Below are 24,767 nucleotides of genomic sequence, written 5' to 3' on the forward strand. Positions count from 1 at the left end.
GTAATTTTAACAACTTTGCCTGATTATTTTTGGCTCATTGGAAACTTATATACAAATAGTACTATTTCTACTTTTTCAGCTCTGTTTTATCGTTCAGCTGTACTACCTGGTAAGCAACCACATTAGTCTTGCCGGTTACAAACCCCGTGAGGAGCTGCCAACGGTGTTAATACCTGTTTCGGTAATCATCGCCGCCCGTAACGAGGCGCAAAACCTGCAGGAAAACCTGCCCTCGATACTGGAACAAAACTATCCCGATTTTGAGGTTGTGGTGATAAACGATTGCTCATACGACAGATCGGATGAGGTTTTGGAGGATATGGAGCGCCGGTATCCCAACCTTAAAGTGGTTACCATAACCGAGCATGACCGCTTTAAAACCGGAAAAAAATTCGCACTTACGCTGGGCATAAAGGCGTCAAAAAACGAATACCTGTTGTTTACTGATGCTGATTGTAAACCCGTATCGGCAAATTGGATAACCCGGATGGTAGCCAATTTTGGCGGTGGGGCCCAAATAGTTTTAGGTTATTCGCCGTTTTATCAAACCAGGAGCTTTTTGAATTTGTTTACCCGGTACGAGTCGGTAAAGGCGGCCACAAATTACTTGTCAAGCGCGTTAAACGGCAATGCCTACATGGGGGTTGGGCGTAACCTGGCCTATACCAAAACATTGTTTTTTAGTGCAAAAGGCTTTGCATCGCACATGCACGTTATATCCGGCGATGACGATTTATTTGTGAACCAGCACGCCACGCCTTATAATACTGCTATTGAAGTACACCCGGATACCTTTATGTACACTGCGGCAAAATCAACTTTAGCATCGTGGTACAGGCAAAAAAAAAGGCACGCGGGGGTAGGTAAATTATATAAGGCCAAACACCGTAAAATGCTTATTTTTGATGGCATTAGCGGCTTTTTGTTTTATTCGCTGCTTATACTATGCCTGGTTTGTAAATTCGAACCGTTGTTGGCATTAGGTTTGTTGCTTTTTAGGCTGATTATCCAATTATTAATTTATAATAAGGTGTTCAGGAAGCTGGATAGCAAAGATCTGATTTGGTATTTACCGTTTTTTGATATCATATATTATATGTATTTAATTGGATTTGGATTAGTTGGGCTACTTTTAAAAACCACCCAATGGAAATAAACGCAAATTTTACCGAAAACGCCAAGAATGATTTTCACCTGGTAGTGAAGGCCCGTACGGGCGATCAAAAGGCGTATGCCGACCTGATGCACCGTTATAAGGATTCCATATATTTTATGGTACTTAAAATGGTGAACAATAAAGAGGACGCCATGGACCTTACCGTGGAGACCTTTGCCAAAGCATTTGAAAAGCTGGAAAAATATCAGCCCGACTATGCTTTCAGTACCTGGCTTTTTAGGGTGGCCACCAACAATTGTATTGATTTTATCCGTAAAAAGAAACTCAACACCCAATCTATCCACGGGATGACGGATGAGGATGGCGACGAAAAGCCGCTTCAAATTAAAGCCGACATATTAAACCCGGAAGAAACATCTATAAAAAAGCAGCAAACCCAGGAGCTGAAATTGCTGATAGAAAGCCTGCCGCCGCGCTACCGCAACCTTATTACCCTGCGTTATTTTGATGAGCTATCCTACGAGGAAATAGCTCAACAGCTGGATTTGCCATTAGGTACGGTAAAGGCGCAATTGTTTAGGGCCAGGTACCTGCTTGGCAACATCATCAACCGATTTAACAGGGATGACATCTGATATCGTTTTTAAATATTTTCCCGAACTAACAGCGCAGCAACGTGCCCAGGTTGAGCAGTTGCCCGAATTATATAACACCTGGAACAGCCAGATAAACGTGATATCCCGTAAGGATATTGATTTGTTGTATGAGCGCCATGTTTTACATTCCATGGGTATTGCCAAAATAATGCCCTTTTTACCCGGCGAAAGTGTACTTGATGTAGGCACAGGTGGCGGTTTCCCGGGTATTCCGCTGGCCATATTATTCCCCCAGACTTCTTTCCATTTGGTTGATTCCATCGGCAAAAAAATAAAAGTTGTGCAGGAAGTTGCCAAAGCATTGGGCCTTACCAATGTGAAGGCTACCCATGCCCGCGCCGAAGAAATTGACGAGAATTTTGACTTTGTAGTATCGCGCGCGGTAACCCAACTAAAAGATTTTTATCCCTGGGTGCGCAGCAAATTCAAAAAACAATCGGGCAATAAACTGCCTAACGGCATCCTGTATTTAAAAGGCGGCGACCTTGACCAGGAGATCAAAGAATCGGGCCTTAAAGTGCAGCAATATTACCTTAAAGACTATTTTACCGAAGAGTTTTTTGAAACTAAACAGGTAATTTATGTGAAGGGGAAGTTGTAATTCAAAATTCAAAAGTAAAAATTCAAAATTTCAGTTTACGTTGGCTGCCGCGGGGTTTTAACCCTTGGCTAATATGGTTTCAGCTTTCAGCTGAAAAGAAGCCAAAGGCTTCAACTGGCTTTACCCCGCTTAGTTGCGTTAACCTCGCGGGGGCATTACCGTTAAAAGTAAAAATCCAAAAAGTGCATAGTAATCTTGTTCGGGATGTTTTCCCGGTTGCTTGGTGGAGCATTTCACTTGATTTTGCTCAAATCAAGTGATCGTGGTGTTGGTTATCGGTTCGCGATGCGGCGAAGAATATCAGGCCAATTACAAACAGCGCACCGCCGGCAAATACTGGTAGTTTAAATGTCCAGCTGCCATTGGGCCCGGTAACAATTTCTTTGCTGCCGCTGCTATCAACAGCGTTTGATGTTTTTTTGTAAAAAAAGTTGCTGGTAATAAACAGCGCAATACCCAAAATGGCTACAATAATTCCAAACTTTTTCATGATGATTAAATTTAAATGATATACCCAATCGGTATTTTAGGCACTGTATATCAACTGAGTAGTATATCAAATTTAACAAGTTTAAATGGTAAGTGTATACTTTATTTAATTATTATTTAAGCAGATGCAAAAAGCCGGAATACGCGGGTATTGATGGTATTGTGATGTCAATTGTTTGTTTTGGCATCCTGTAGTCAGAGAAACAGGCATAATGGTTCGAAGTCGGAGACTTCGAACAGCGGGTTTGCTACTCCGTAGGAGTTACCGTTTGTAGCTATGGCACGCAAAAATTATTTTGCGCCGTAGGTGCGACCTCTGGATATGAAGGTAGCCATCCTTTCAGCGTGTAGGTAGCCTCTGCCGAGGCAAAGGTTAATGGAGAATCTATTGTGCTACAAATGGGTTGCACCTAACGGCGCATAGCGACGGGCATATGATATAGCATGTACCGCAATGAAAGATGTTGGTATTTGTTACCAAAAGGGGAGAAATACTTTACACAGAAAAATGCCGAAGCGGGTTTTACCGTTCAGCAATTTTTGACCCATTGGTTTTTGGGGTAATTAGTTTGTTGCCTGACGGCTAATTGGCCTCCGGCGTAGCCTCAGCAGGGGATACAGCTGGAGCTGGTTTCAGGTAGAGGGTTGCCGATATCAGTTTTAACTTCAATTTAACAGGTTTTGCCCCTGTAACTTTAGAGCTCAGGCTTGCCGATACAGGTTTCAACTTCAACGCTTTAGCTGGTTTTGGTGCTTGCGGCGGTGTGCCGGGTTGAGGCGCTACAGGCATTCCAACCGTATCTTTTGAATAAACAGGAGGTACTGGTGGCGGCGGTGGCATTCTGTTTATATCTCCTGATCCAACTGGCGGTACTGGTGGTGGTGGCGGCATTTTGTTTATATCGCGTGACACAACCGGAGGCGCAGGCGGGGGAGGAGGTGGCGTCCTGTTCACGTCTGCTCCTTCAGCCGGCGGCGGCATGCGCAGGTGTTTAGCCCCGTGTTTTGGTGGTGCAGGTGGTGGGGGCGGCATTCTGTCCATATCTGGCTGTGCGCCTGGTGGCATGGGCGGCGGTGGCGGAAGTTTAGGGTAGATCATCATTTTAGGAAACGAATAACCGTATTTTTCCTTCAGCATGGCCAGCTCTGCTGGTTTTGCCTTACTTTTATAATACTCTTTCTGATCGCCGTTTTTATCGGTAATAATTACCCTGAAATCGGTTTTGTTGTTAATAAGGTAGCCGGTTTCATCATAAGCATAGCCTTTTGATGTAGTGGACCTTGTTCTCATCTTGCGGTTAGATGTATCGGCTGTGGCTGTTTTAGGCACTGTAAGGGTTGGCTTTGCTGTTTTAGGCGCCAGGTCAATAAATGCATAATTTTTACTGAACGCCAATGTTGATGCGCAAAGCATCCCCGCACATATGGGTACGGCCACCAGGTATTTTAGCCTTGCTAAATTGCCCGAACGTTGTTGGTTTAACATAATGATCCTCTTTTTTAACAAATTATAATTGAAAAATGAATGCGTGATAGACGAGCCATTGAGCCCGTAAGCATTGTTCACCAGGAACGATGAGTAAGCCAGGGCATCTGCTTCATGAGCTGCGGTTTGCTCATCGGCAATATACTCATGTACGGTTTTAAGGCTTATCTGCAACAGGTAAATGATGGGATTAAACCAATTGATAATTTTAATAACCTCGATAAAAACAATATCAAACGAGTGCTTTTGGCGAATGTGTACCAGTTCATGCCGGATAATAATGTCGCTGGCGCTGGTTTTTGTGCCTATAAAGAGGTAGTTAAAAAACGAAAAGGCTGTATCTGCATCTTCAATATCTATAAGCTTGTACTTATTATCAATAATCCTTTTACCTGACGTGGTTAGGTTTACCAGTTTAAACAGTTTGATAACCAGTAGTAAAGCTAATACCGATATGCCAATAATATAAACAGCCCATAAAGCATTATCCCAGGTGATGTAATCAGCTGCAACTGGCGGTACGGTGGTCGAATCAGCAGGGGAGCTTACCCAGGTAATTTCCTGAACGTTTTCTGCTGGTTTCAACACACCTATTTGGATAACGGGCAATGCAAACGATAGCACACAACTCAGCAACAAGTATACTCGGTTAAGGTTATAATGCGTTTCGCGATTTAAAAACAAGCAGTAGCCGGCATAAAATACAGCCAGGTATATATTTGCCTCCAGGAGATAATGCAGCCAGTTCATTGGGTTTTTATTTAATTTGTGAAGGATAAGCAACTATCACAACTTCATTTAAACTAACCGCAGTTGAAAAGCCGGCGGATTGTTTGGCAGGCTTATCAGCGGTATTCGCTTCTGGTAAATGGGAAACCACCACCTGATTGCTGCCTTTATAATCAACCACCTGAAATAACGTAGGGATTGAATAATGCCCGTCTTTTAAATCAAGTGTGCCATCATAGGCTTTAATGGCACGTAAAAGCTCCCCGTCCATCACCGGTTCTACACCCCGTACAATTTGCGGATCGTTAATTTTTCCATCAACCACATCAAAGGCTGCAATTACCCTGCCGCCGATTTTCTTATCGCGGTCGATAGCGGGATATCGGACGTTCCTGGCTACATATTTGTTAAAAACATCGGTTGTCGCGTGGATCGGTGTATCGGCCTGCATGCTAACCGGCGGCGCAGGTGGCGGTGGCGGCGGAAGCTTGGTAGTGTGGTTAATTTCAACCTGGGCGGCAGGCACGTTTGTCGCTTTTTTATTGGTCTTATAGGGCGGCATAAAGGGGTATTTGCTGGCTCCGAAAACCATCAGGCTAAAGTCGTAATCCGGCGCTTTTAGTTCGGCGGCATCAGGTGTTTTTATGAATTTGTAATAGTCGGTACAAAAATAAACTATCATTTTATGCCTGCCCACAGTTTCGTTAACTGTACCCGGATATGTTTTTAGTGCTTGCAAAACTTCCTGATTAAATGCTGTGCCTGCATTTTTGGTAATGCTGATATTTGCAATTTTGCCTTGGGCTTTAACATCAAAGCTAAGAGCTACAAGGCCGGCCTGGTTTGTTTTTAACTCGCTTTTTGGATAGGTAATGGTTTTATTTAGATAATTGAAAAGGTCGACGTAGGTATCTTTAACGAAGATGGGTGGCGGCGGAGGCTGCAGGTGCGTGTCGTTTTGTTGCGATTTTACCTTGGGTATACTATCTGCCGGGGTTGGTAAAGCTGGTTGATGGTGCACAGGCGCAAGGTCAATCAGTGCGTAATCTTTACTGAACGCCAATGTTGATGCACAAAGCATCCCGGCACAAATAGGTACAGCCACCAGGTATTTTAGCCTGGCTAAGTTCCCCGAACGTTTCTGGTTTAACATAATGATTCTCTTTTTTAGTAGATTATAATTGAAAAATGAATGTGTGATTGATGAGCCGCCAATGCCGTAAGCATTATCAACCAGGAACGACGAGTAGGTGATGGCATCGGTTTCATGTACTGCGGTTTGCTCGTCGGCAATATATTCGTGAACGGTTTTAAGGCTTATTTGTACAAAGTAGATGATGGGGTTAAACCAGTTAACGATCCTCAGGATCTCGATAAAAATAATATCTGCCGAGTGTTTTTGTTTGATATGTACCAACTCATGCCGGATGATGGTATCGCTGCCGTTTATTTTTGTGCCGATAAACAGGTAATTGAAAAATGAAAACGCAGTGTTTGAACTTTCGATACCTATTAACTTGTATTTATCATTCAGTATAGTGTTACCCCTGGTAGTCATTTTAATGAGCTTACCAATTTTAATAAGCAGTAGTAAGGCCATTACCGCCATACCTGTTATATATAAGTATAAAATAGCATCCTGCACGGTAAACTGACTTACCGGCGGCTGGTAGTTTACCAGCGCAGGTGTTGTGTTATTGTGACTGTTAGCGGCAATGGTTACATAAGTTTGTTGAGCACTTTCGGCAGCGGGTTTCAGTGCGCTTACCTGTACCAATGGTAAAATAAATGCCACTGTACAGCTTAGCAATAGGTACACCCGGTTAAGGGTATAATGTGTTTCTTTATTTAAAAACAGGCAATAAAAGGCGTAAAAAACGGCCAGGTATATGTTTGCTTCCAGTAGGTAGTGTAGCCAGTTCATGATTGTTTTTTGTTTTTAAGGTTATCAATCAGTGAGGTTAATTCGTCCAGTTCTTTTACGCTGATCTTCTTTTCGTCTACAATAAACGATACCAGGCTTTGGTACGAATTGCTGAAATAGTTTTTCATCATCTTATCAAACGTGAACTTTTTATACTGATCATCGCTGATAAGCGGGAAGTAAACGTGCGAGTTTCCATAAGCTTTATGGTCGATAAAACCTTTGCCTTCCAGTACTCGCACCACGGTTGATACGGTATTGTAGGCCGGTTTAGGATCGGGCATTTGCTCAATGATATCTTTTACAATAGCTTCCTTTAATTGCCACAGAATCTGCATAATCTGTTCCTCGGCTTTAGTTAGTTCTTTAACATTCATAGTAAACTATTTTTATAGTTAGATAAAGGTAAAACTATTTTTATAGTTTGCAAACTATTTTTATAGTTTTTTGAAAATAGATTTCAGATGTGCAAATTTCAGATGTGCAGATGAGGGGGAGTGGACGTGCAGATATGCAGATTTCAGATGTGCAGATGAAGAGTAGAGCTACTAATTAGAGGATAGTGTAGGCAGAAATCGTAGCGGCACAGACTCTTTTCATCTGCACATCTGAAATCTGCACATTTGAAATTAATTAATTTGCTAATATTTTTAGGATTTGTATATTCGTGGTACTGATAGTGGCGTTTAATCTGCACATCTGAAATCTGCACATCAATGATCTATAATACCGCTTTATCATTTGTTAAAAACTTAGGCCCTGTTGCGGCCAAATCATTGATGGCTTATTTAGGCAGCGCCGAGCAGGTTTTTAAAACATCACCCTTAAAAATGGCTTCTATACCCGGCATTGGCGAGAAACGGGCAAGCCAATGGGATTTTAATGAAGCGTTGCGCCTGGCCGAAAAGGAATTGGAATTTGCCGCTAAACATGGCATCGAATTAATATTTTATACCGACGCCCGGTATCCAAAACGTTTAAAAAATTGTGGCGATTCGCCTATACTATTATATAGTAAGGGTAAAATGGAACTGAACATGCCCAAAGTGATCAGTATAGTTGGCACCCGCAACGCTACTGATTACGGCAAGCAATTATGCAGGCAACTGATAGAGGAGTTACAGCAATATAATGTATTAATAGCGAGTGGCCTTGCCCTTGGGATTGACGTTGCTGCCCATAAAGAATGCCTGCGGTTGAATGTGCCAACGGTAGGGGTGCTGGGCCACGGCCTCGATAGGATGTACCCCAGCCAAAACCGTGCGACTGCCGAAAAAATGCTGGAAAACGGTGGCTTGCTTACCGAATACCCATCGGGCACTATCCCCGACAGGGAAAACTTCCCCCAACGAAACCGGATTGTTGCCGGCATGGCCGATGCCACGGTTGTGATAGAAGCAGGCCTTAAGGGCGGCGCACTCATAACCGCCGAAATTGCCAACTCCTATAACCGGGATGTGTTCGCATTCCCCGGCAGGCTGGATGATGTGTATTCGGAAGGGTGTAACTTTCTGATCCGCAACAATAAAGCAGCACTGCTTACCTGCATGGCCGACCTGGCCTTTAGCCTTGGCTGGGAAAAAGACGAAAACCTGAAACCCACCGAACAGTTTATGCTGCCGCTGGATTTAACCAAAGACGAGAGCCTGATATTTGATATTTTACAACAACATAAAGCCCCGTTGGCTATTGACGAACTTACCATAAAGGCCAACATGCCCATGAGCTCGCTGGCCATGAACCTGCTCAACATGGAAATGCAGGGCTATATCCGTAGTTTGCCGGGGAAAACTTATCGGGTGAATTGATGGGGTACGTGTTGCCGGTTGCGGGGTTCGGGTGAGAATTTTGAGGTTTGGGTATTGGTCATGAATGTTTTTGTGGATATTTTTGGTATAAAGAAAATCAGTCGCTTTATATAAGATATGAACAAGATCGATATACACAATGAGCGTATTGCAAAAATGACTTTTGCCTCGGTTTACCCTTTGTACCTGGTAAAAGTGGAGAAGAAAGGTAGAACAAAGGAAGAATTACATCAGGTTATCGCATGGCTAACTGGCTTTAATGACGAGAAACTAAAAGACCTGATTGAACAAAAAGCAACTTTTGAAACCTTTTTTCAGGTGGCTTCGCTAAATCCCAATGCACACCTTATTACGGGAGTAATCTGTGGGTATCGGGTAGAGGAAATCGAGAATCCTTTGACACAGCAGGTTAGATACTTAGATAAGTTGGTAGATGAGCTGGCGAAGGGACGGAAGATGGAGAAGATATTACGGAACCCTTGAGGCATCGGGAAATTTACATCCCCCCAACGCAAAGCCGGTTATAGTGCAAACCCTAATCGGCTTATAAATCCTCTGTTATATAAATATGCATTGCCGGTTGTTATTGATAAAGACTTATAGCATCCTCCTTATTAAGATCGATAATCCACTTTTCAATGTAGGCAAGCAGGTCATCTTTATCAGGGCTCGAATTGTTTTCTCCACGTGAGCCAAAAACAATTAATCCCAAAGCAATGCAATACCTGATGTCGAGCTGCAATATTAAACCTATGGTAAAGCCGGCAATAAAATTGTCTCTTGCATCCCTGGCAATCTCAATGTTATAATCTACTACCTTTCGCGTTAATACGAATTGCTGATCTTCGGAATATACCAGGGCGTCATTTACAGAATAAATTAATAACTGGTCCACCGTCATCGTCTTAAATATGGAAAAGTATTTCCTTTTTAAATCGCTTAGTGCAAAAGCGTTTAATGTATTGTCCGGACGTTCGCCATTCAGCACCATCCATAATTTAACAGCCTCACTTTCGTCCAGGCAAAATGTCACCCGGCCATGTTTTGAAAATTCACTTATAATGTCGAGGATCTCATCCACCTGGAAGAATAACCTTTTGGCAGGATCTCCAAGATAAAAAATAAACTCTAAATCGTTTTTCTGTAAAGGCCGAATAACATCCGAAAGCAAACCGTTCCATAAATCCGATGAGTTTGCCACATTTGCCCAGTCGTCAAACGCGATAGTGCGACAAGCCCGAAACAGGTCAGAAAGATCAGCAATTAGTTTTTCGCTTTTAATTTCAGACCATCTGTTGCTTCTGTTTCCACCCTCCCCAACATCAAAGGCACACCTGGAAAGTGCATCTTCAGCGTACGGAGAACTTAAAGTTAGACTACGGACACCTAAATTGGTTAAAAATTCGGGCAGTTTGGCCTCTTTAATTCCAAAGGCCTTTTTAAGGGTTCCCGGCCCGGGTGTGCTGCCATCATATGTACGGCTCAGGTAAATATTTTGAGAATCATTAAAGTTCCTGATAGATTCGACCAGGTCTGTTAATATAGGAAGCACGTTTTTGATTTCGATATTATAAACTTGCATGGCTCAATTTTTTAATAATAATAATGGGGCTGAATATCTGCCTGGGCTGTTACAATAAGTTCCAGCTGCTTCTGGCAGCAACGCCTTTTTCGCTATAGAATAATGGCATATCTTTCATGCGGATAGCATCGTCTAAAAACTCGCCGCCTTCGTTCATACTGTACGGAGGCTCTTTAATAGTGATGGTGTGTTTATCTGATTGATCTTTCAGATTTTCACCGGCGGGATATAAAATGAAGGGATTCATGATGTTTACATTGTTAATGAATAATTTGTTTTTCTTTCAGCAACAGATGGCCCGATCACCCGGACCAACTGGACAATTTATTGTCAAAAAAATCGGTGAGAGTTCGATCTGCTACCTGCTGACTTGCCGTGTTGTTGACCGGTTTTCGTAAGGATAATACGCCGGCGTAGGGATATCCTGGTGCACGAACTGGTGGAAAGTGCATTCCCGTTACAACCGCCCCGGCAAGCTGCCACCCGTCATCTTCGTTTCAACAGGTGACAGATCGCTACCATCAGGCCTTTTGCAGTTGGTAGCTCCACCATTTTTCAAAGTTAATGGCTCCCAGCTCCGCCTGCCCGGCCGGTACCAATGCTGCATGGCTAATTTCTCCGCCGAAGTACGATGGTTTGCCGTCGGATAACACCTGGCGTGGATCGTTTGTATACTGCAGATACCGGGCCACTATTTCATACAAGGCAAAGCGTTCGGGACCGGCTATTTCCGTTTCGCCATTAATAGGGGCCGCCAGGGCGTATTTGGCTACAAAGGAGGCTACATCTTCTGCAGCGATAGGTTGGAACAGAACATCGGAAAGATGTACTTCACTTCCATTAGTAGCCTGGTTGGCGATACCTGCCAGGAACTCTAAAAACTGGGTGCTCCGGATAATAGTGTAAGGCACTCCCGATTGCTTGATAAGGTCTTCCTGAGCTTTTTTGGCCCGCATGTAACCAATGTTCTGCATGATGTCGACCCCAACAATGGAAAGCGCCACGTGATGTTTTACACCGGCATTGATTTCTGCAGCCAGTAAATTGCGGCCGGCCGTCTGGAAGAATTCCAGAACAGCTTTATCTTCAAAAGACGGAGAATTTGCCAGGTCTACAACCACATCGGTATTGTTCATGGCCTCGGCCAGCCCTGCTCCCGTGATGGTGTTGATACCTGTGTCTGGCGAGGCAGCTATAACCTGGTGCCCCTGCTGGCGAAGTTTTGAAACTACTTTGCTTCCGATGAGGCCTGTGCCTCCAATGACTACGATTTTCATAATGTTGATTTTTTAATGATTTGTTATACAAAAGACAAAGCCAATGCCAAATAATTAAAATTATTGATAGTCAACAATATACATTACCTTAGGTGTCGTATTTTTCACTATATTCAGTGAAATTACGATCTTTCTCACTATATAAAGGGAAGGAATTCGGGAATTTTAAGAAGGTGTCAGGCAAAATAATCGCTCTTGCTGATGCCTAATTTTTTCATTTTGGAGTGTAAAGTATTGCCGGGAATTTTCAAAATTTCGGCGGCGCCGCCTGCACCTGAAATTTTGCCGGAACACCGTTTCAATGCTTCAATAATATAACTACGTTCAACTTCCTCCAGCGAGCGGTTTAAGAGATCAGCCTCGTCGTGCTTTTCTGAATTCATATTCCTGGGTATATATACATCTTGCAATATACCGTCGGTTGTTAATAATATACTGCGTTCCAGTAAATGTTCCAATTCGCGTACATTGCCCGGCCAGGTGTAGCTGCGTAACTGCTGTATTACTTTTGGTGCAATTTTCCTGATCCTGCGGCCGGTATTTCTGCTGTGTTTCTTTACAAAAAAATGGGTAAGGGCTTCAATATCCTCCGATCTGTCACGAAGAGGGGGGAGGCTGATGGGAAATACATTTAGCCGAAAATACAGATCTGAGCGAAAACGGCCGGCCTTTACCTCTTCTTCCAGGTTGCGGTTAGTTGCGGCAATCAGCCTTACATCTATCTTTATGGTTTGCTTACCTCCAATTCGTTCCAGTTCACGTTCTTGTATTACACGCAGCAATTTAGCCTGTGCTTCAAGCGGCAGTTCGCCAATTTCATCAAGGAACAACGTACTGTTATTGGCCAGCTCAAATTTACCTATGCGCCGGTCAATGGCCCCGGTAAAGGCGCCCTTTTCATGACCAAACAATTCGCTCTCAATAAGATTTGCCGGCAACGCGGCGCAATTGACCTTTACCATCAGCTTATCGCGGCGCGGCGATGCGTTGTGAATGGCTCTTCCAATCAGCTCCTTTCCTGTTCCTGTTTCGCCTGATACCATCACAGTAGTATTGGAATCGGCCACCAATGACATCAGGCGATATACTTTTTGCATCTGGTCGCCATTGCCAATTATTTCCGAGAAGTTGTAAATGGTTTTGATCTGTTCTTTCAGATAATCATTTTCTACTTCCAGCTGTTTTTTGTAGGCCAGCAATTTTTCATTAGCCTGTATATTGGCAACAGCAACAGCTATTTGGGCACATATCCCTTTCAGCAGCAACTGGCTCAGCCGGTTTGCCAGCAGCCAGATGGTGCCTATGCTTTTGTCGCCCACACGTAATGGCAGGGCGTACATATTTCTCAAGCCGGTTGTTTGCCACAGCTTCGCGTATGTATTACCGGTTTTTAATTCTTCTTCTACATTAAACACCAATCCATCCTTACTTGCAAGCACCTGCGCCGTGTAGGTTTCTTCAATGGTGACCCGGTTGGCCAGGCTTTTACCGTAATAGATTTGGGCTTTGTCAAACAATGTACCGTCAAACATAAATGGGCTCAGGTGAAAGCCGTCATCATCTATCACCCGCAGCATGGCGAGTTTTGTTTGCATTGTTTTATCCAACACCCTGAAAATGGCATTTTGCAAATCCAGCTTCGTTCTCGACTGTGTAATATCGTTGCTGAAATTCAGCAAAAAGGCCTGCTCTTCCTGTTTTTTATTGATTTGCTCATGCGCCAGAATATTAGCCATAGCGATGGATATTTGTGCGCAAATACCTTGCAACAGCTGCACATTGATCTCCCCGATGTCGAGGAACAAAATTCCAAGGTTGGTTTCCCCGTTGCGCAACCGGATACCTACAATGTCTTTAAACCCCATCTGCTTCCAATATTGTAAATAAGGTGAGGTGATGCCGCGTTGTATTTCCCTGTCTATGTTAAATAGCAAAGGGATTGAGTTATTTAATACACGATTTTGAAGTCCGTCATTGATGAGGTACCGGGCTTGCTCAAGCGCACTCACTATTTTGGGATCTTGTGCCTTTTGAAGATCGTACACATAAGGGCTCATGGTCGTCTGATCTTCATTGATCCGGCGAATGACAAAGCCTCCCGGTGGATTTAACTTGCCTAATGACGTGCGGACAGCGCGGGCAAGCTCTTCCTTCGTCCTTACGGTTACGATATCGCTGCTAAAGTCAAGAAGGAATGATTTTTCTTTTTCCTTATCAAGCAGTTCCTCATTTTTGATAATATTAGATACGGCGCTCGACAACTGGGGTATAATGCCTTTAATAATGCTCCTGAATTCGCTGCTAAAACTGCCGGGTTTATCTGAATAAATATGAATAAAGCCCATGGGCTTTCCTTCTTTCATAAGCCGCGTCATTAAAATTTCTCTTACGCCTTCTTCGTAATTAACGCGGAGAAAAGCGGGGCTTTGCGGCTTGTCCAATATATCTTCCAGTAGAAAAGATACAGGTTCTTCTGCCTCTAATACCGTCTGGATAAAGGGCTCGTTCAAGGAAAAATGAGACTTAACCATTTCCTGGTATCTTGGATGCGACCGGATGGGAGAGCCTTCATTGTCAAGCAGGAAAGGGACGTATGTTTCGTCCTTATAGTCAATAAGGGTAACAATCGTATGAGTAAAATAAAATAACCCTTTGATCCTTTTTTTAAAAAGTACAATAAGATCATTCTTGTCCCTAACCCGGGTAATATCGTTCCCCAGTTCCAGCAAGATACTTCTTTCCTGCTCAAGGCCGGCCATTGAGGGGGCCGGCAAATTTGATTCGGAAAGTTTTGTCTTTTTCATGATGGCAATTTATGGAAATTACACGCAGATGTTTCCGCCTGGTTGCTGTTGTTCAAATATGCATACCGCTTTATCATTAAATCAAAGCGCTCCACATTTTAATGTGAAACGTCGGTGTGCGTTCTCCCAGAAATTCAGCAATCCTTCCCCCGAACATGCACTTGGATCACCCCTTCGGCGAATCAAAAAAAGTTAAGTGGCCATCTTCGCCGCTGATGGATTCCCAGGTGTCGTTATCAAAAGTGATGAGGGCAACGGCGCAGGTTGGCAAATCGCGGTACTGGCCGGTAAGGTAATATAATACCTGGCTGATGCCGGGGTTATGGCCTACAACACCAATAAAATCATATTCGTTTGGCAGTCCGTTAATCACTTTTACCCAGGTGTATTCGTTGGCTTCGTAAATTCTTTTATCGGTGCCGGCGCTGGGTAGCTGCATTTGTGCCGTAAAAATATCTGCTGTGGTTTGCGTACGCAGCGCCGGGCTTGTTACTATTATTTGCGGTATAATGGATTGCCCTTTTAATATCGACGCCATGAGCACGGCGTCCTCTTTGCCCACCTGCTTTAATGGTCGGTCAAAATCAGCGTAGCCACTTTCATGTGTGGCTTTGGCATGGCGGATGAGCAGCAATTTTTTCATAACAAAACGGATTTTCCGGGTATTTTAAGTTTGGTTTATTAAGTATTAACGTTGCTTTTTGTTTGTTGTTTTGCAGTAGAAATGTTAAAAAACAAAGCCTACGGAAGCACCGAAAACATGGTTTTTGAACTTGTTACCAGCCTGGTCTGGCGCTACGTTTGATAGGCCCATGTCGTAATTCAGGTTGAAGAGCAGTCCGCCTTTCAGTTTGACGCCCGTGATGGCGCCGGCGCCATACTCGTCCGATCTGATATCGCCGTTATCGCCAAACGTGATTTTATCGCTGCTGGATATGGCGGTATGTGTACCATTATTATTGTTATCGGCCGATAGATTTTTTCGGCCATAAACACCCATACCCACAAAAGGGCCTGCGCCAATATAAAATTCGCCTACCACAAAAGGTATATGGTAAACTATATTAACGGGGACCTGCACATAATACAAATTGTATTTGGTATACACCTCGCTTTTTGATCCGTTAGGGAGCGTACCGGTAAAGCCATTGAATGTGCCGCCTTTACCGGTAAAATTAACAGCTGGCTGCAATGAAAAATGCCCAAGTTTAACATCAACAAAAACGCCGAAATTAAAAGATGTTACCGTGCTGCTGTTGGCAATGGTGTTGGTGCCGGCAACTACATTGGCCTGCGTGCCCGATGCCTGCATGGTTGCAAAATTTACACCGCCCTTAATGCCAATAGCAGGCAGTTGCGCGAAGGCGGCTAATGATGAGCAAGATAAAAGCAAGGCAAGGAAAGTTTTCTTCATGTAGCAGCATATGGTTTGCAGGTTAAAACAAATGTATAAATAATACCAAATAAAAAAGCAGGGTAGATGGCCGGAGAAATCGCTTTTAAAAGTTGATCCTGAAGAAAGGTAGCTCCTAAGGAGCAAAAAAGGTTGAACTATTTGTCTACAAACAGGTAGCCTCCACGAGGCAGCTTAAAAGTGTATCATTTTGTAAAGGTTAACCGTCTGTAGCTGAAAAAGTTTAAAAGCGATTTCTCTGGGTAGATGGTTGCTTTTCTGCCGTATTTTGATTTAATGTATCAAAATACGAAGCCCCAGAAATTACAGTTATGGATAATAAAGTTTACCGGTTTACAAAATCAATAATACTATCCTCAGGCATATCATTCATGCATTTAAAATGCCCCAGCGGGCATTTCTCCAGCCCGAATTTTGAGCATGGGCGGCAATCCAGGTCGATGGCGGCAACCAGTACATCTTTAACCATATAGGGCTGTACGCCAAGCAGCTCGGGTACGGTGCCGCCCCAAACAGATACAATGGGTTTGTTAAAAGCTTCGGCAATGTGGGTAAGGCCGGTGTCAAACCCTATGATACTTTCGGCTTTGGATACCAGGTAAACCGATTCGTCCAGAGTGGTTACCCCGCAGGCATTATAGATATGAGTACCGATGGCAGCGGCGACGATATCGCCATTAGCTTTAACATCATTACCGCCCAATAGCACAACAGGCAATTTAAGCTGACTGCAAATACTGATGATTTTTTCATTCGGCATCCGTTTGGTGAAATGCGTGGCGCCTATTACAAAGGCGATATAGCCGTTTTGATGCGAGGGGGGAAGTAGTTTACTTAGCTGATGCTCGGCTTTAACGTAGTAATCAATGGGCTGGGCATCGTTGGTAACGCCCAATGGTTTTGCGGCTTCCAGGTACCTGTCAACCAGGTGGGTAGGGGCGATAAGCTTTAATTTAAATTTTAAGCTGAGCCATTTCCTTATGGGTTGCTTTTTGTAGGTTGTGGCTTTTATGCCCGTGCGCAGTTTAATAATTGCGGTGCGCAGGTTGTTATGTAAATCGACAATATGATCGTATTTTTCGGCCTTAATGTCGTTAATAGTATCTGAAAGAGAAGGCTTTAACAGCAGTAGTTTATCAACATAGGGATTGTTGTCATAAATATACTTAAACGCCGGTTTGGTTAAAAAATGTACTTCGGCATCAGGAACCTGCTTTTTAATACAACGTACAATGGGGGTTGTATATATAATATCACCCATCGAACTAAAGCGGATTACCAGTATCTTCATGTTGCTGCCGTATCAGGAAATTTGGTTCCTGATTTTGTTGATTATCGACGTTGAGGAATAGCCTTCTACAAAATTAATGGTTTTAACCTCGCCGCCATTGGCAATCACTTCTTTTGATCCAACTATATTTTCTACCGAATAATCGGCGCCTTTCACCAAATAGTCGGGTAGTAGGGTACTGATTAAATTTAGCGGTGTATCTTCCTCAAACACAACTATGCCATCTACAAAAAACAATGCCGCTAATATTGCTGCGCGGCTATTTTGGTCGTTAACCGGCCTGCTTTCGCCCTTGATGCGTCTCACAGAGCTATCGGCATTAAGCCCGATGATCAGTTTATCGCCCAGTTCGGCAGCTTTGGCCAGGTAGGTAATGTGGCCAATATGCAATAAATCGAACACGCCATTGGTAAATACCACTTTTTTTCCTTCGCTTTGCCAGCTTTGTACCAGGGTTTTAAGCGATGACAAATCATTAATTTTTCCGGTAAGTGTTTTTTCGAGGTCGATTCTCATTATCTTGCTTTTGGGTGGAGGGTTTGTTGTGTCTTTATATTTTTTAATCAAACATGTTATCAACCGCCTGGCACATGATATGGCCTATCAGGATATGCATTTCCTGGATACGGGCTGTGGTGTTTGATGGTACAACAATGTTTAAATCGCAATTGCCATTCATTTTACCGCCATCCTTGCCGGATAACCCTAAAGTTTTGCAGCCATATTGCGCAGCCGTTTCAAAGGCATTTAAAATTCCCTGGCTATTGCCGCTGGTAGATATACCGATAAACAGATCGCCCGGTTTGGCATATGCCTCAACCTGGCGTGCAAATACTCTATCGTAATGATAATCATTGGCAATAGCAGTCATTGCCGAAGTATCTACCGTTAAAGCTATCCCTGGCAGGGCTTTCCGTTCTTTCACAAAGCGGCCGGTTAATTCGGCCGCAAGGTGCTGTGCGTCCGCCGCACTGCCGCCATTACCGGCAAATAATACCTTGTTGCCATTTTTTAAAGTAGTGGTCATCATTTCACAGGCTGTTTCAATATCACCCTGCAGGGTGTCAATTACCAGTTGTATCGTGTTTTGATGATCTATAAGCTCTTTTAAAACCATTTTATAGTTTTGGGTTTTGTGTTGTCAGTTTGGAATTTTTTTTTGAACTCGTTTTACCTTGTTCAAAAGAAGCTTTCTGCTTTAAGCCTTCGGCTTTCAGCTCATTCCCATATCTTCAATAATTTCGTCGATAGTTGTTGTGGCGCTGCCTACGTGGCGTATCACTATTGCTGCCGCGTGGTTTGCTAACTCACATGCTTCTTCAACAGATAATCCGGAGGCGATAAAATAGGTCATGGTTGCCAAAACCGTATCACCGGCGCCGGTTACGTCAAACACTTCGGTGGCTTTTACAGGCAAGGCTGTGTACTCCGTTTCGCTTATTATCACCATCCCTTCTTCCGATAGAGTAACCACGATGTATTCAGAGCCCGTTTGTCCAAAAATAACTTTCGATGCCTCCTGCAGGCTTTCAGTCGAATTTATCTTTTCTACTTTAGCTGCTTCGGCCAGTTCCTTACGGTTTGGTTTGATAATAAATGCACCTTTATACTTTTCGTAATTGAGTCCCTTCGGGTCAATTACCACTTTTTTACCCTGTTTGGTAGCCTCGATGATAACTCTTTGGGTTAACGATGGCGAAAAAAGGCCTTTGTTGTAATCAGACAATATTACCATATCGGCCTGTTCAATATATTTGCCTAATTTGCCAATCAATTCATCTTCAATAGCTGCAGAAACGGTATCTGTTACCTCCCTATCCACCCGCACCAGTTGGTGACTGCCTGCCAATACCCTGGTTTTAACCGTAGTGGGGCGGCTGCTATCCTTAATAATACTGAGTGTTTGTACCCCTTCGTTAGCCAGGATATCAAATACCTGTATTGCTGCGGCATCATCTCCAATTACGCCGGCCACGGAAACGCCTGCACCAAGGGATACCAGGTTTTGCACTACGTTACCGGCACCGCCAAGGGTGTAAGTTTCTTTTTTTACGTTCACAATGGGCACCGGAGCCTCTGGCGAAAGCCTTGTGGCTCCGCCTATTATATAATGGTCAACCATCAAATCTCCTATAACGAGTATTTTCGGTTTTACTCCTGATGATTGTATGGCGTGTACTTTATTCTTTAAGCTCATTAGTTCATTAGTCATTTCGCTGCGCTGTCATTAGTCATTCGCTTCGCTGTCATTGGTCAATTGGCTTTTACGCCTTTCACCTTTTACCTTTCGCCTCTCTTCTTATCAAAGGCTTTTGTAATCTCTGGTAACGATAACGCGTTTAGGCACATTTCCTTATATAAGCCGCCTTTTCGGGCTGCCAAAATACCGTAATGCATATCCAGGTGGCCTTCCAGGCGGTGGGCATCCGGATTGATGGATAGCCTAACACCTTTTTCAAGGGCGTATTGGTGCCAGCGCCAGTCAAGATCAAGTCTTAGCGGATTGGCGTTTATTTCAATTACCACATTGTTGGCGGCACAGGCGTCAATTACCTTTTTATAATCAATAGGGTAACCTTTACGGCTTAATAGCAACCTGCCGGTAGGGTGGCCCAATATGGTGGTGTATGGATTTTCAATGGCTGTTATCAGCCTCGATGTAGCCTTGGCCTCATCCATTTTTAATATAGAGTGCACCGATGCTACGATAAAATCGAATTTTTTCAATATCTCATCCGGGTAATCCAATGAGCCATCGTACAAAATATCCGATTCGATACCTTTAAATATATGAAAGCCATCCAGCTTTTTGTTCAGGTGGTCAATTTCTTCCTGTTGTTGCAGTACGCGTTCAATGGTCAGGCCTTTGGCATAAAAGGCGCTTTTACTGTGGTCGCACATGCCCAGGTATTCCAGCTTCAGGGTATCCCGGCAGTATAAGGCCATTTCTTCAATCGTGTTTACACCATCGCTCCAGGTACTGTGATTATGCAGGCTGCCTTTTAAATCGTGCCAGTTTATAAGCACCGGCAGTGTGTTTGTTTCGGCCTTTTCAATAAACATGGTGCCTTCGCGTAGTTCGGGCTGCATCCAGGCCAGGCCGGCTTTGGTGTATATGAGTTCTTCAGTCTCGGGCTGTTGAAGCGGGGTGTTAATGCGGTCCAAAACGGCCTGTACATGATCGTCGGTACCGGTATTTTTAAATAGCTCTAAATAATAATCACCTTTTTCTACACAAACAATATCAACCAGTAAGCCGTTCTTCAACTCGCCCGAAATATGATTTTCATTCTGAGCTATATTTTGCAATATGTCCGATGCTAAAAAAGCATCGTAGGCAATCTTTTGGTCAATACTGCCAATTACAATCACAATTTCGGTAATGATTTCATTTAGCCTCCTGAATTCACCGGCGAAATGCTTTAAGGCACCCGGGAAAACAGCTTTTACCATGTCCATCAGCTCGTTAGCTTCTTTTTCAACCTGGGCAAACAGGAACTTACCGTTACTGGCCATCCTGAATTCAATAGCCTTACGGATCTCTTCCTGTGTTTTCAGCCCGAAGCCTTTGGCCTCAATCAGGCGGTTTTCGTTACAGGCGTAAAAAAGTTCCCCCGTGTTTTCAATCCCCAGCTCCTTCCATATAATAGCAACTTTTTTGGGGCCGATGCCTTTAATGTGCATCATCTCTACCACGCCCTCTGGGGTTTGGGCAAGCATTTCTTCCATTTCGGCCATAGTACCGGTTTCAAAAAGCTCGATGATTTTGCCGGCTATGCTTTTGCCAATGCCGTCAACCTTTTCCAGTTCGGCCAGTGTTTTACCGGCAATAGGGAAGGGGAGCTTATCAACCTTAAAAGCAGCATTAGCTATCGACTTAATTTTAAAAGGGTTAACCTCATGTAACTCCATGAGTTGCGATAGTAATCGAAGTTTGCGGGCTATGGGTTTGTTTTCCATAATTAAATTGAGCGGTAAAAATACAAAAAGCCATTGTAAAGACAGTGTTGCGGGATGGTTTGTTTTGGGCATTGAATTTATAAATAAACCAATACCTGTTTTTCGGGCGGATACGGACCTATTTAAAATAAATTTGCCTTGGAGCGATGGTTCATGAAGTATGGAAAACTTTGTAAGTTTGGGTTGCAATGAATTTGAACTAACGCCAGTCCCTCATTGCGCGATGGGACACGACATTATTAATAGTCAGATAATTTCAGATACCATGCCCGATTACAATCAAATCCTTTACGCCACCGAAGTACATTCTGTTGAAGGAATTAAGCAATATTTCAGTGACAGAGGAAATCCAAACGAAGTTAATGGCGGCGTGCCACTTTTTACCACGATGGTAGAGATGTATTACCGCAGCCCCCAATTTAAAGATTGTATCCGGGCATTTATTGATGCCGGTTTGGAGTTTGAAGATCAGGCGCTTTTGGCCGTACTGGCGCATGATGCCGAAAAGTTAGAATCGTGTATTATTGACGATCCACAAATAACTGTTAAAACATATGCAATACACAAAAATACCTATACACCGCTTACCGGCGCAACTTTAATGCATTACTGCGCCGAATATAATAGCCTTGCCTGCGCCCAGGTACTGTTGCAGCACGGGGCTGACTTAAACGCCAGTGCAGCCGTTGACGAATATGGTTTTGGCGGCCATACACCAATATTCCATACTGTAAACCAAAACGGCAATAGCTCAATTGATATGCTCCACTTCCTGCTGCAAAATGGTGCCGATTTATCAATCACGGTTAAAGGACTTATTTGGGGGAAAGGGTATGAGTGGGAAACGCTGATGCCCGCCGTTAACCCGTTAAGTTACGCTATGATGGGCTTGCTGCCACAGGTTCACCGTAAAGAGGTTACGGTAATGGAAACAGTAAGTTTGTTATTGAAACATGCTTACGGGATTGATTACTTGCCAAATAATGTACCGAATGTTTATTTAAAAAGGGGATAGGCTTAAAGTATATGGTACACATTGTTGGATTTGGTAATTTTGTGATATAATTTAGAAAAATGAAAATTGCCATAGCTTCGCCACCAATGCCGGCATCTATTAAAGAGGGATTGCAACAGGCCGAATTTTTGATCCAGGAAGCTGCAAATCAACAGGCCGAGATCATCTGTTTTCCCGAATCCTATCTCCCGGGTTACCCTGCTGAAGAATTTGGGGTAGAAACAAGTTCGCCCGAAAAAATGCGTTTGGCTTTAGAAGAAGTAAGCGCCATGGCGGCAAAAAATTCAATAGCTATTATTATGCCCATGGATTGGTATACCATTGGCGGTGTTTTAAATGTAGCCCATGTAATATCAAAAACAGGCGAAATTTTAGGCTATCAAACCAAAAATCAGTTAGATCCATCTGAAGATAACATCTGGATACCCGGAACGGAGCGCCATATTTTTGAAGTAAATGGTGTTAAGTTTGGTATCACCATATGTCATGAAGGTTTCCGCTACCCCGAATCTGTACGGTGGGCAGCCCGCAATGATGCTAAAATTGTATTTCATCCGCATTGCACAGGCAGCAATGTGCAGGGAGTTGAGCTTACCGAGTGGGGCAGCAAGGATAATCCCTACTATGAAAAGGCCATTATGCTAAGGGCGATGGAAAATACCATCTATTTTGCCAGTTCGAACTACGCGTTTAAATACCCGGATTCGGCCAGCTGTATAATTGCGCCGGATGGCACATGCATAGCTCACGAAACCTACGGTAAAATCGGTGTGATTATAACCGATATTGATCCTGGTTTAGCTACAGGCCTGTTGGCCAGGAGGTTTAAGCCACAGCTCTACATTTAAGAATACTTCCAGTATACAATATAGCACTATTGCCAATAGTGTTTTCGTTGCCCCAAAATGTCTTCTGGTAATTCTACCTAAAAAAGCAGGCATTTATACGCGATGCAAAACAGGTAATAACACGTTCGCGTTTACGTGAATCTCCTGATAGATTTTTTTCGGTGCCTGCCGACTTTAGCCCTTGATTAAACAATAAAGAAATTTTGTTTCAATCAGCTAAAATTTATTTATTAAAAATCTCTAAAATCTATCCACATGAAAAAGATCTATTTATTACAGTTACTGGCGGTTGTTGTATTGGCAATAACTTCTTGCGGTAAAGACGGAGCAGTAGGCCCAGCCGGACCTGCAGGTACACAAGGCGCAGCCGGTGCTGCTGGGGCAGTTGGCGTAACAGGTGCCGATGGAACCAAAATTTACTCGGGTACAACGGCCCCGGCCACAACGCTTGGTATCAATGGCGATTTTTACATTAATACCGCAACCAGTGGCTTCTACGGCCCAAAAACAGCTGCCGGCTGGGGTTCGCCTTTTAGTTTAAAGGGTGCTACCGGGGCTACTGGTGCCACCGGTGCAACTGGCGCTGCCGGCGCCGACGGCTCGACCATTAAAAGCGGCAATGTTGCACCAAGTGCGGCTGTAGGTGCCAATGGCGATTATTACCTGAACACTGCCACCTACTTATTTTATGGGCCAAAAATTGGCGGCACATGGCCGGCCCCAATTAACCTGAAAGGGCCTAAAGGCGATCCCGGTACTGCAAATGTTATTTACTCTGATTGGTTTACACCGTCATCGTATGTGAAAACAACCGTTTTTAGTACAAGCACGTTTACTTTCGACGTAGCCGAACCCAAAATAACACAGGATATATTAGATAAAGGCGTTGTTGTGGTTTATGGCAAATTAAATGGCTACAACCCGGTAATTTGGCCAACAGACCAGGTAGCTCCATTGCCTATCGTAATTAACTACTTAAGCGGTACCACTCCCGAAATTGATACCTGGTCGGGCCTTTATAGCCTCGGGAATGTACAAATCAGCATGAAAAACAATAACAATGTGTACTCTAATATTTCAAATGCCCATAGCTACAGGTACGTAATTATACCGGGCGGGGTACACATAGCTGCTGTTAAACTTAAAAATTATAATGAATTGAAAGCGGCGTTGCATATTCAGGATTAAATTATCCCTGTTTATCAGCTTTTTAAACCACCGTATGAAGATGCTTATCTTTCATATGGTGGTTTTTGTTCAATTAGGTCATTTATATTATCCCGGTGATACACGATTTATAAATCCTGATAATCCGTTCGCCAATAGCTTTGGTATCTGTAGTTGCTGGTAGGGAAGACTTAATGATAATATCGTTATCTGCAATTGTTTCACCCTCAATATTTATGAAAAGATTACCGGCGTTTATGCCATCGATCCCTATTTTAAAATAGAGCGTTTCAAAGGCTTTAACCGTTTTTAGCTTGCTGTGAATAAAAGCAGGCCATTCCTTAAGTTTTTGGTCGCGAAGATTTTTGTCTTGTACCTTAAAAAGATGGAAGTTCTTTATCACTTCGTCTCCTAAAATCGTTGCATCAGTTGGGAACTTCAATACAGAACATTTTTCCTGTTCGTAGTAAATTCCCGCGTTGTTTTTATACAGTGGCGCAATAATAATTTTTTTCTCCTGTTCAGAAATATATAACGAAACGCGCTTTACGTGATTGTTATTGATAGATTTTTTGTTGAAAAAGGCTAACATCCAATAA

General features: G+C 43.3%; 24 protein-coding genes. 8 read left to right on the forward strand and 16 right to left on the reverse strand.

All coding sequences use genetic code 11. From position 1 onward, the window contains the following. Positions 1-37: 37 nt before the first annotated feature. Genes PQ469_RS08890 through rsmG form a run of 3 tightly spaced genes read left to right on the forward strand, consistent with a single transcriptional unit; the run spans position 38 to position 2,374 of the window. Complete coding sequence (locus PQ469_RS08890; protein ID WP_177183828.1) at positions 38-1,156, forward strand: glycosyltransferase; 1,119 nt, start codon at positions 38-40, stop codon at positions 1,154-1,156. Further along, on the forward strand, positions 1,147-1,752 hold the full coding sequence (locus PQ469_RS08895; RefSeq protein WP_274212636.1) for an RNA polymerase sigma factor: 606 nt from the start codon (positions 1,147-1,149) through the stop codon (positions 1,750-1,752). The genes PQ469_RS08890 and PQ469_RS08895 overlap by 10 nt, the downstream gene beginning before the upstream one ends. Beyond that, on the forward strand, positions 1,742-2,374 hold the full coding sequence (gene rsmG, locus PQ469_RS08900) for a 16S rRNA (guanine(527)-N(7))-methyltransferase RsmG (protein ID WP_274212637.1): 633 nt from the start codon (positions 1,742-1,744) through the stop codon (positions 2,372-2,374). Before PQ469_RS08895 ends, rsmG begins: the two co-directional genes overlap by 11 nt. A 247-nt stretch (positions 2,375-2,621) precedes the next feature. On the opposite strand, the gene PQ469_RS08905 is transcribed toward rsmG, so the two are convergent. From PQ469_RS08905 to PQ469_RS08920, 4 genes are all read right to left on the reverse strand, one after another. Beyond that, positions 2,622-2,864, reverse strand: coding sequence for a hypothetical protein (locus PQ469_RS08905; protein ID WP_090649383.1), 243 nt, complete (start codon positions 2,862-2,864; stop codon positions 2,622-2,624). A gap of 582 nt (positions 2,865-3,446) precedes the next feature. Beyond that, positions 3,447-5,099, reverse strand: a complete 1,653-nt coding sequence (locus PQ469_RS08910; RefSeq protein WP_274212638.1) for a M56 family metallopeptidase — start codon at positions 5,097-5,099, stop codon at positions 3,447-3,449. A 7-nt stretch (positions 5,100-5,106) separates the two neighbouring features. Beyond that, on the reverse strand, positions 5,107-7,002 hold the full coding sequence (locus PQ469_RS08915) for an energy transducer TonB (protein ID WP_274212639.1): 1,896 nt from the start codon (positions 7,000-7,002) through the stop codon (positions 5,107-5,109). Beyond that, a complete protein-coding gene (locus PQ469_RS08920; protein ID WP_090649392.1) occupies positions 6,999-7,379 on the reverse strand; it encodes a BlaI/MecI/CopY family transcriptional regulator in 381 nt (126 codons plus the stop codon). Before PQ469_RS08920 ends, PQ469_RS08915 begins: the two co-directional genes overlap by 4 nt. A 339-nt stretch (positions 7,380-7,718) precedes the next feature. On the opposite strand from PQ469_RS08920, the gene dprA reads away from it, so the two are divergent. Then, entirely contained in the window at positions 7,719-8,810 is a 1,092-nt protein-coding gene (gene dprA / locus PQ469_RS08925; protein WP_274212640.1) for a DNA-processing protein DprA, read from the forward strand. Positions 8,811-8,927: 117 nt separating this feature from the next. Then, positions 8,928-9,293, forward strand: a complete 366-nt coding sequence (locus tag PQ469_RS08930) for a DUF2200 domain-containing protein (RefSeq protein ID WP_274212641.1) — start codon at positions 8,928-8,930, stop codon at positions 9,291-9,293. A gap of 100 nt (positions 9,294-9,393) precedes the next feature. On the opposite strand, the gene PQ469_RS08935 is transcribed toward PQ469_RS08930, so the two are convergent. The 11 genes from PQ469_RS08935 to PQ469_RS08985 form a co-directional block, all read right to left on the reverse strand. Then, positions 9,394-10,392: a hypothetical protein gene (locus tag PQ469_RS08935; protein ID WP_274212642.1), complete on the reverse strand. Its 999-nt coding sequence runs from the start codon at positions 10,390-10,392 to the stop codon at positions 9,394-9,396. 49 nt (positions 10,393-10,441) lie between these two features. Further along, positions 10,442-10,639 (reverse strand): hypothetical protein, encoded by a 198-nt coding sequence (locus PQ469_RS08940; RefSeq protein ID WP_090649405.1) that lies wholly within the window; start codon positions 10,637-10,639, stop codon positions 10,442-10,444. Positions 10,640-10,913: 274 nt separating this feature from the next. Further along, on the reverse strand, positions 10,914-11,669 hold the full coding sequence (locus PQ469_RS08945; RefSeq protein ID WP_274212643.1) for an SDR family oxidoreductase: 756 nt from the start codon (positions 11,667-11,669) through the stop codon (positions 10,914-10,916). A gap of 176 nt (positions 11,670-11,845) precedes the next feature. Continuing rightward, entirely contained in the window at positions 11,846-14,473 is a 2,628-nt protein-coding gene (locus PQ469_RS08950) for a sigma-54-dependent Fis family transcriptional regulator (RefSeq protein WP_274212644.1), read from the reverse strand. 166 nt (positions 14,474-14,639) lie between these two features. After that, positions 14,640-15,116: a SixA phosphatase family protein gene (locus tag PQ469_RS08955; RefSeq protein ID WP_274212645.1), complete on the reverse strand. Its 477-nt coding sequence runs from the start codon at positions 15,114-15,116 to the stop codon at positions 14,640-14,642. 84 nt (positions 15,117-15,200) lie between these two features. Further along, on the reverse strand, positions 15,201-15,887 hold the full coding sequence (locus tag PQ469_RS08960; RefSeq protein ID WP_274212646.1) for a porin family protein: 687 nt from the start codon (positions 15,885-15,887) through the stop codon (positions 15,201-15,203). A 325-nt stretch (positions 15,888-16,212) separates the two neighbouring features. Further along, positions 16,213-17,178, reverse strand: a complete 966-nt coding sequence (locus PQ469_RS08965; RefSeq protein ID WP_274212647.1) for a glycosyltransferase family 9 protein — start codon at positions 17,176-17,178, stop codon at positions 16,213-16,215. Between the two features lie 12 nt (positions 17,179-17,190). Further along, the gene (gene rfaE2 / locus PQ469_RS08970; protein WP_274212648.1) at positions 17,191-17,694 is read right to left on the reverse strand and encodes a D-glycero-beta-D-manno-heptose 1-phosphate adenylyltransferase; all 504 of its coding nucleotides are present in this window, start codon (positions 17,692-17,694) and stop codon (positions 17,191-17,193) included. A 43-nt stretch (positions 17,695-17,737) separates the two neighbouring features. Further along, a complete protein-coding gene (locus PQ469_RS08975; protein ID WP_274212649.1) occupies positions 17,738-18,295 on the reverse strand; it encodes a D-sedoheptulose 7-phosphate isomerase in 558 nt (185 codons plus the stop codon). A 96-nt stretch (positions 18,296-18,391) separates the two neighbouring features. Then, on the reverse strand, positions 18,392-19,390 hold the full coding sequence (rfaE1, locus tag PQ469_RS08980) for a D-glycero-beta-D-manno-heptose-7-phosphate kinase (RefSeq protein ID WP_274212650.1): 999 nt from the start codon (positions 19,388-19,390) through the stop codon (positions 18,392-18,394). A 68-nt stretch (positions 19,391-19,458) separates the two neighbouring features. After that, the gene (locus tag PQ469_RS08985; RefSeq protein ID WP_274212651.1) at positions 19,459-21,138 is read right to left on the reverse strand and encodes a DNA polymerase/3'-5' exonuclease PolX; all 1,680 of its coding nucleotides are present in this window, start codon (positions 21,136-21,138) and stop codon (positions 19,459-19,461) included. Positions 21,139-21,403: 265 nt separating this feature from the next. Here PQ469_RS08985 and PQ469_RS08990 point away from each other — a divergent pair, with 265 nt between their 5' ends. The 3 genes from PQ469_RS08990 to PQ469_RS09000 all read left to right on the forward strand — a co-directional run bounded on the left by PQ469_RS08990 (position 21,404) and on the right by PQ469_RS09000 (position 24,189). Beyond that, positions 21,404-22,153: an ankyrin repeat domain-containing protein gene (locus tag PQ469_RS08990; RefSeq protein ID WP_274212652.1), complete on the forward strand. Its 750-nt coding sequence runs from the start codon at positions 21,404-21,406 to the stop codon at positions 22,151-22,153. Between the two features lie 59 nt (positions 22,154-22,212). Further along, the gene (locus PQ469_RS08995; RefSeq protein WP_274212653.1) at positions 22,213-23,001 is read left to right on the forward strand and encodes a carbon-nitrogen hydrolase family protein; all 789 of its coding nucleotides are present in this window, start codon (positions 22,213-22,215) and stop codon (positions 22,999-23,001) included. 255 nt (positions 23,002-23,256) lie between these two features. Further along, positions 23,257-24,189 (forward strand): hypothetical protein, encoded by a 933-nt coding sequence (locus PQ469_RS09000; RefSeq protein WP_274212654.1) that lies wholly within the window; start codon positions 23,257-23,259, stop codon positions 24,187-24,189. A gap of 82 nt (positions 24,190-24,271) precedes the next feature. On the opposite strand, the gene PQ469_RS09005 is transcribed toward PQ469_RS09000, so the two are convergent. Then, the gene (locus PQ469_RS09005; protein WP_274212655.1) at positions 24,272-24,760 is read right to left on the reverse strand and encodes a hypothetical protein; all 489 of its coding nucleotides are present in this window, start codon (positions 24,758-24,760) and stop codon (positions 24,272-24,274) included. Between the last annotated feature and the right edge of the window lie 7 nt (positions 24,761-24,767).

Source organism: Mucilaginibacter sp. KACC 22773 (genome assembly GCF_028736215.1).
GTDB lineage: Bacteria > Bacteroidota > Bacteroidia > Sphingobacteriales > Sphingobacteriaceae > Mucilaginibacter.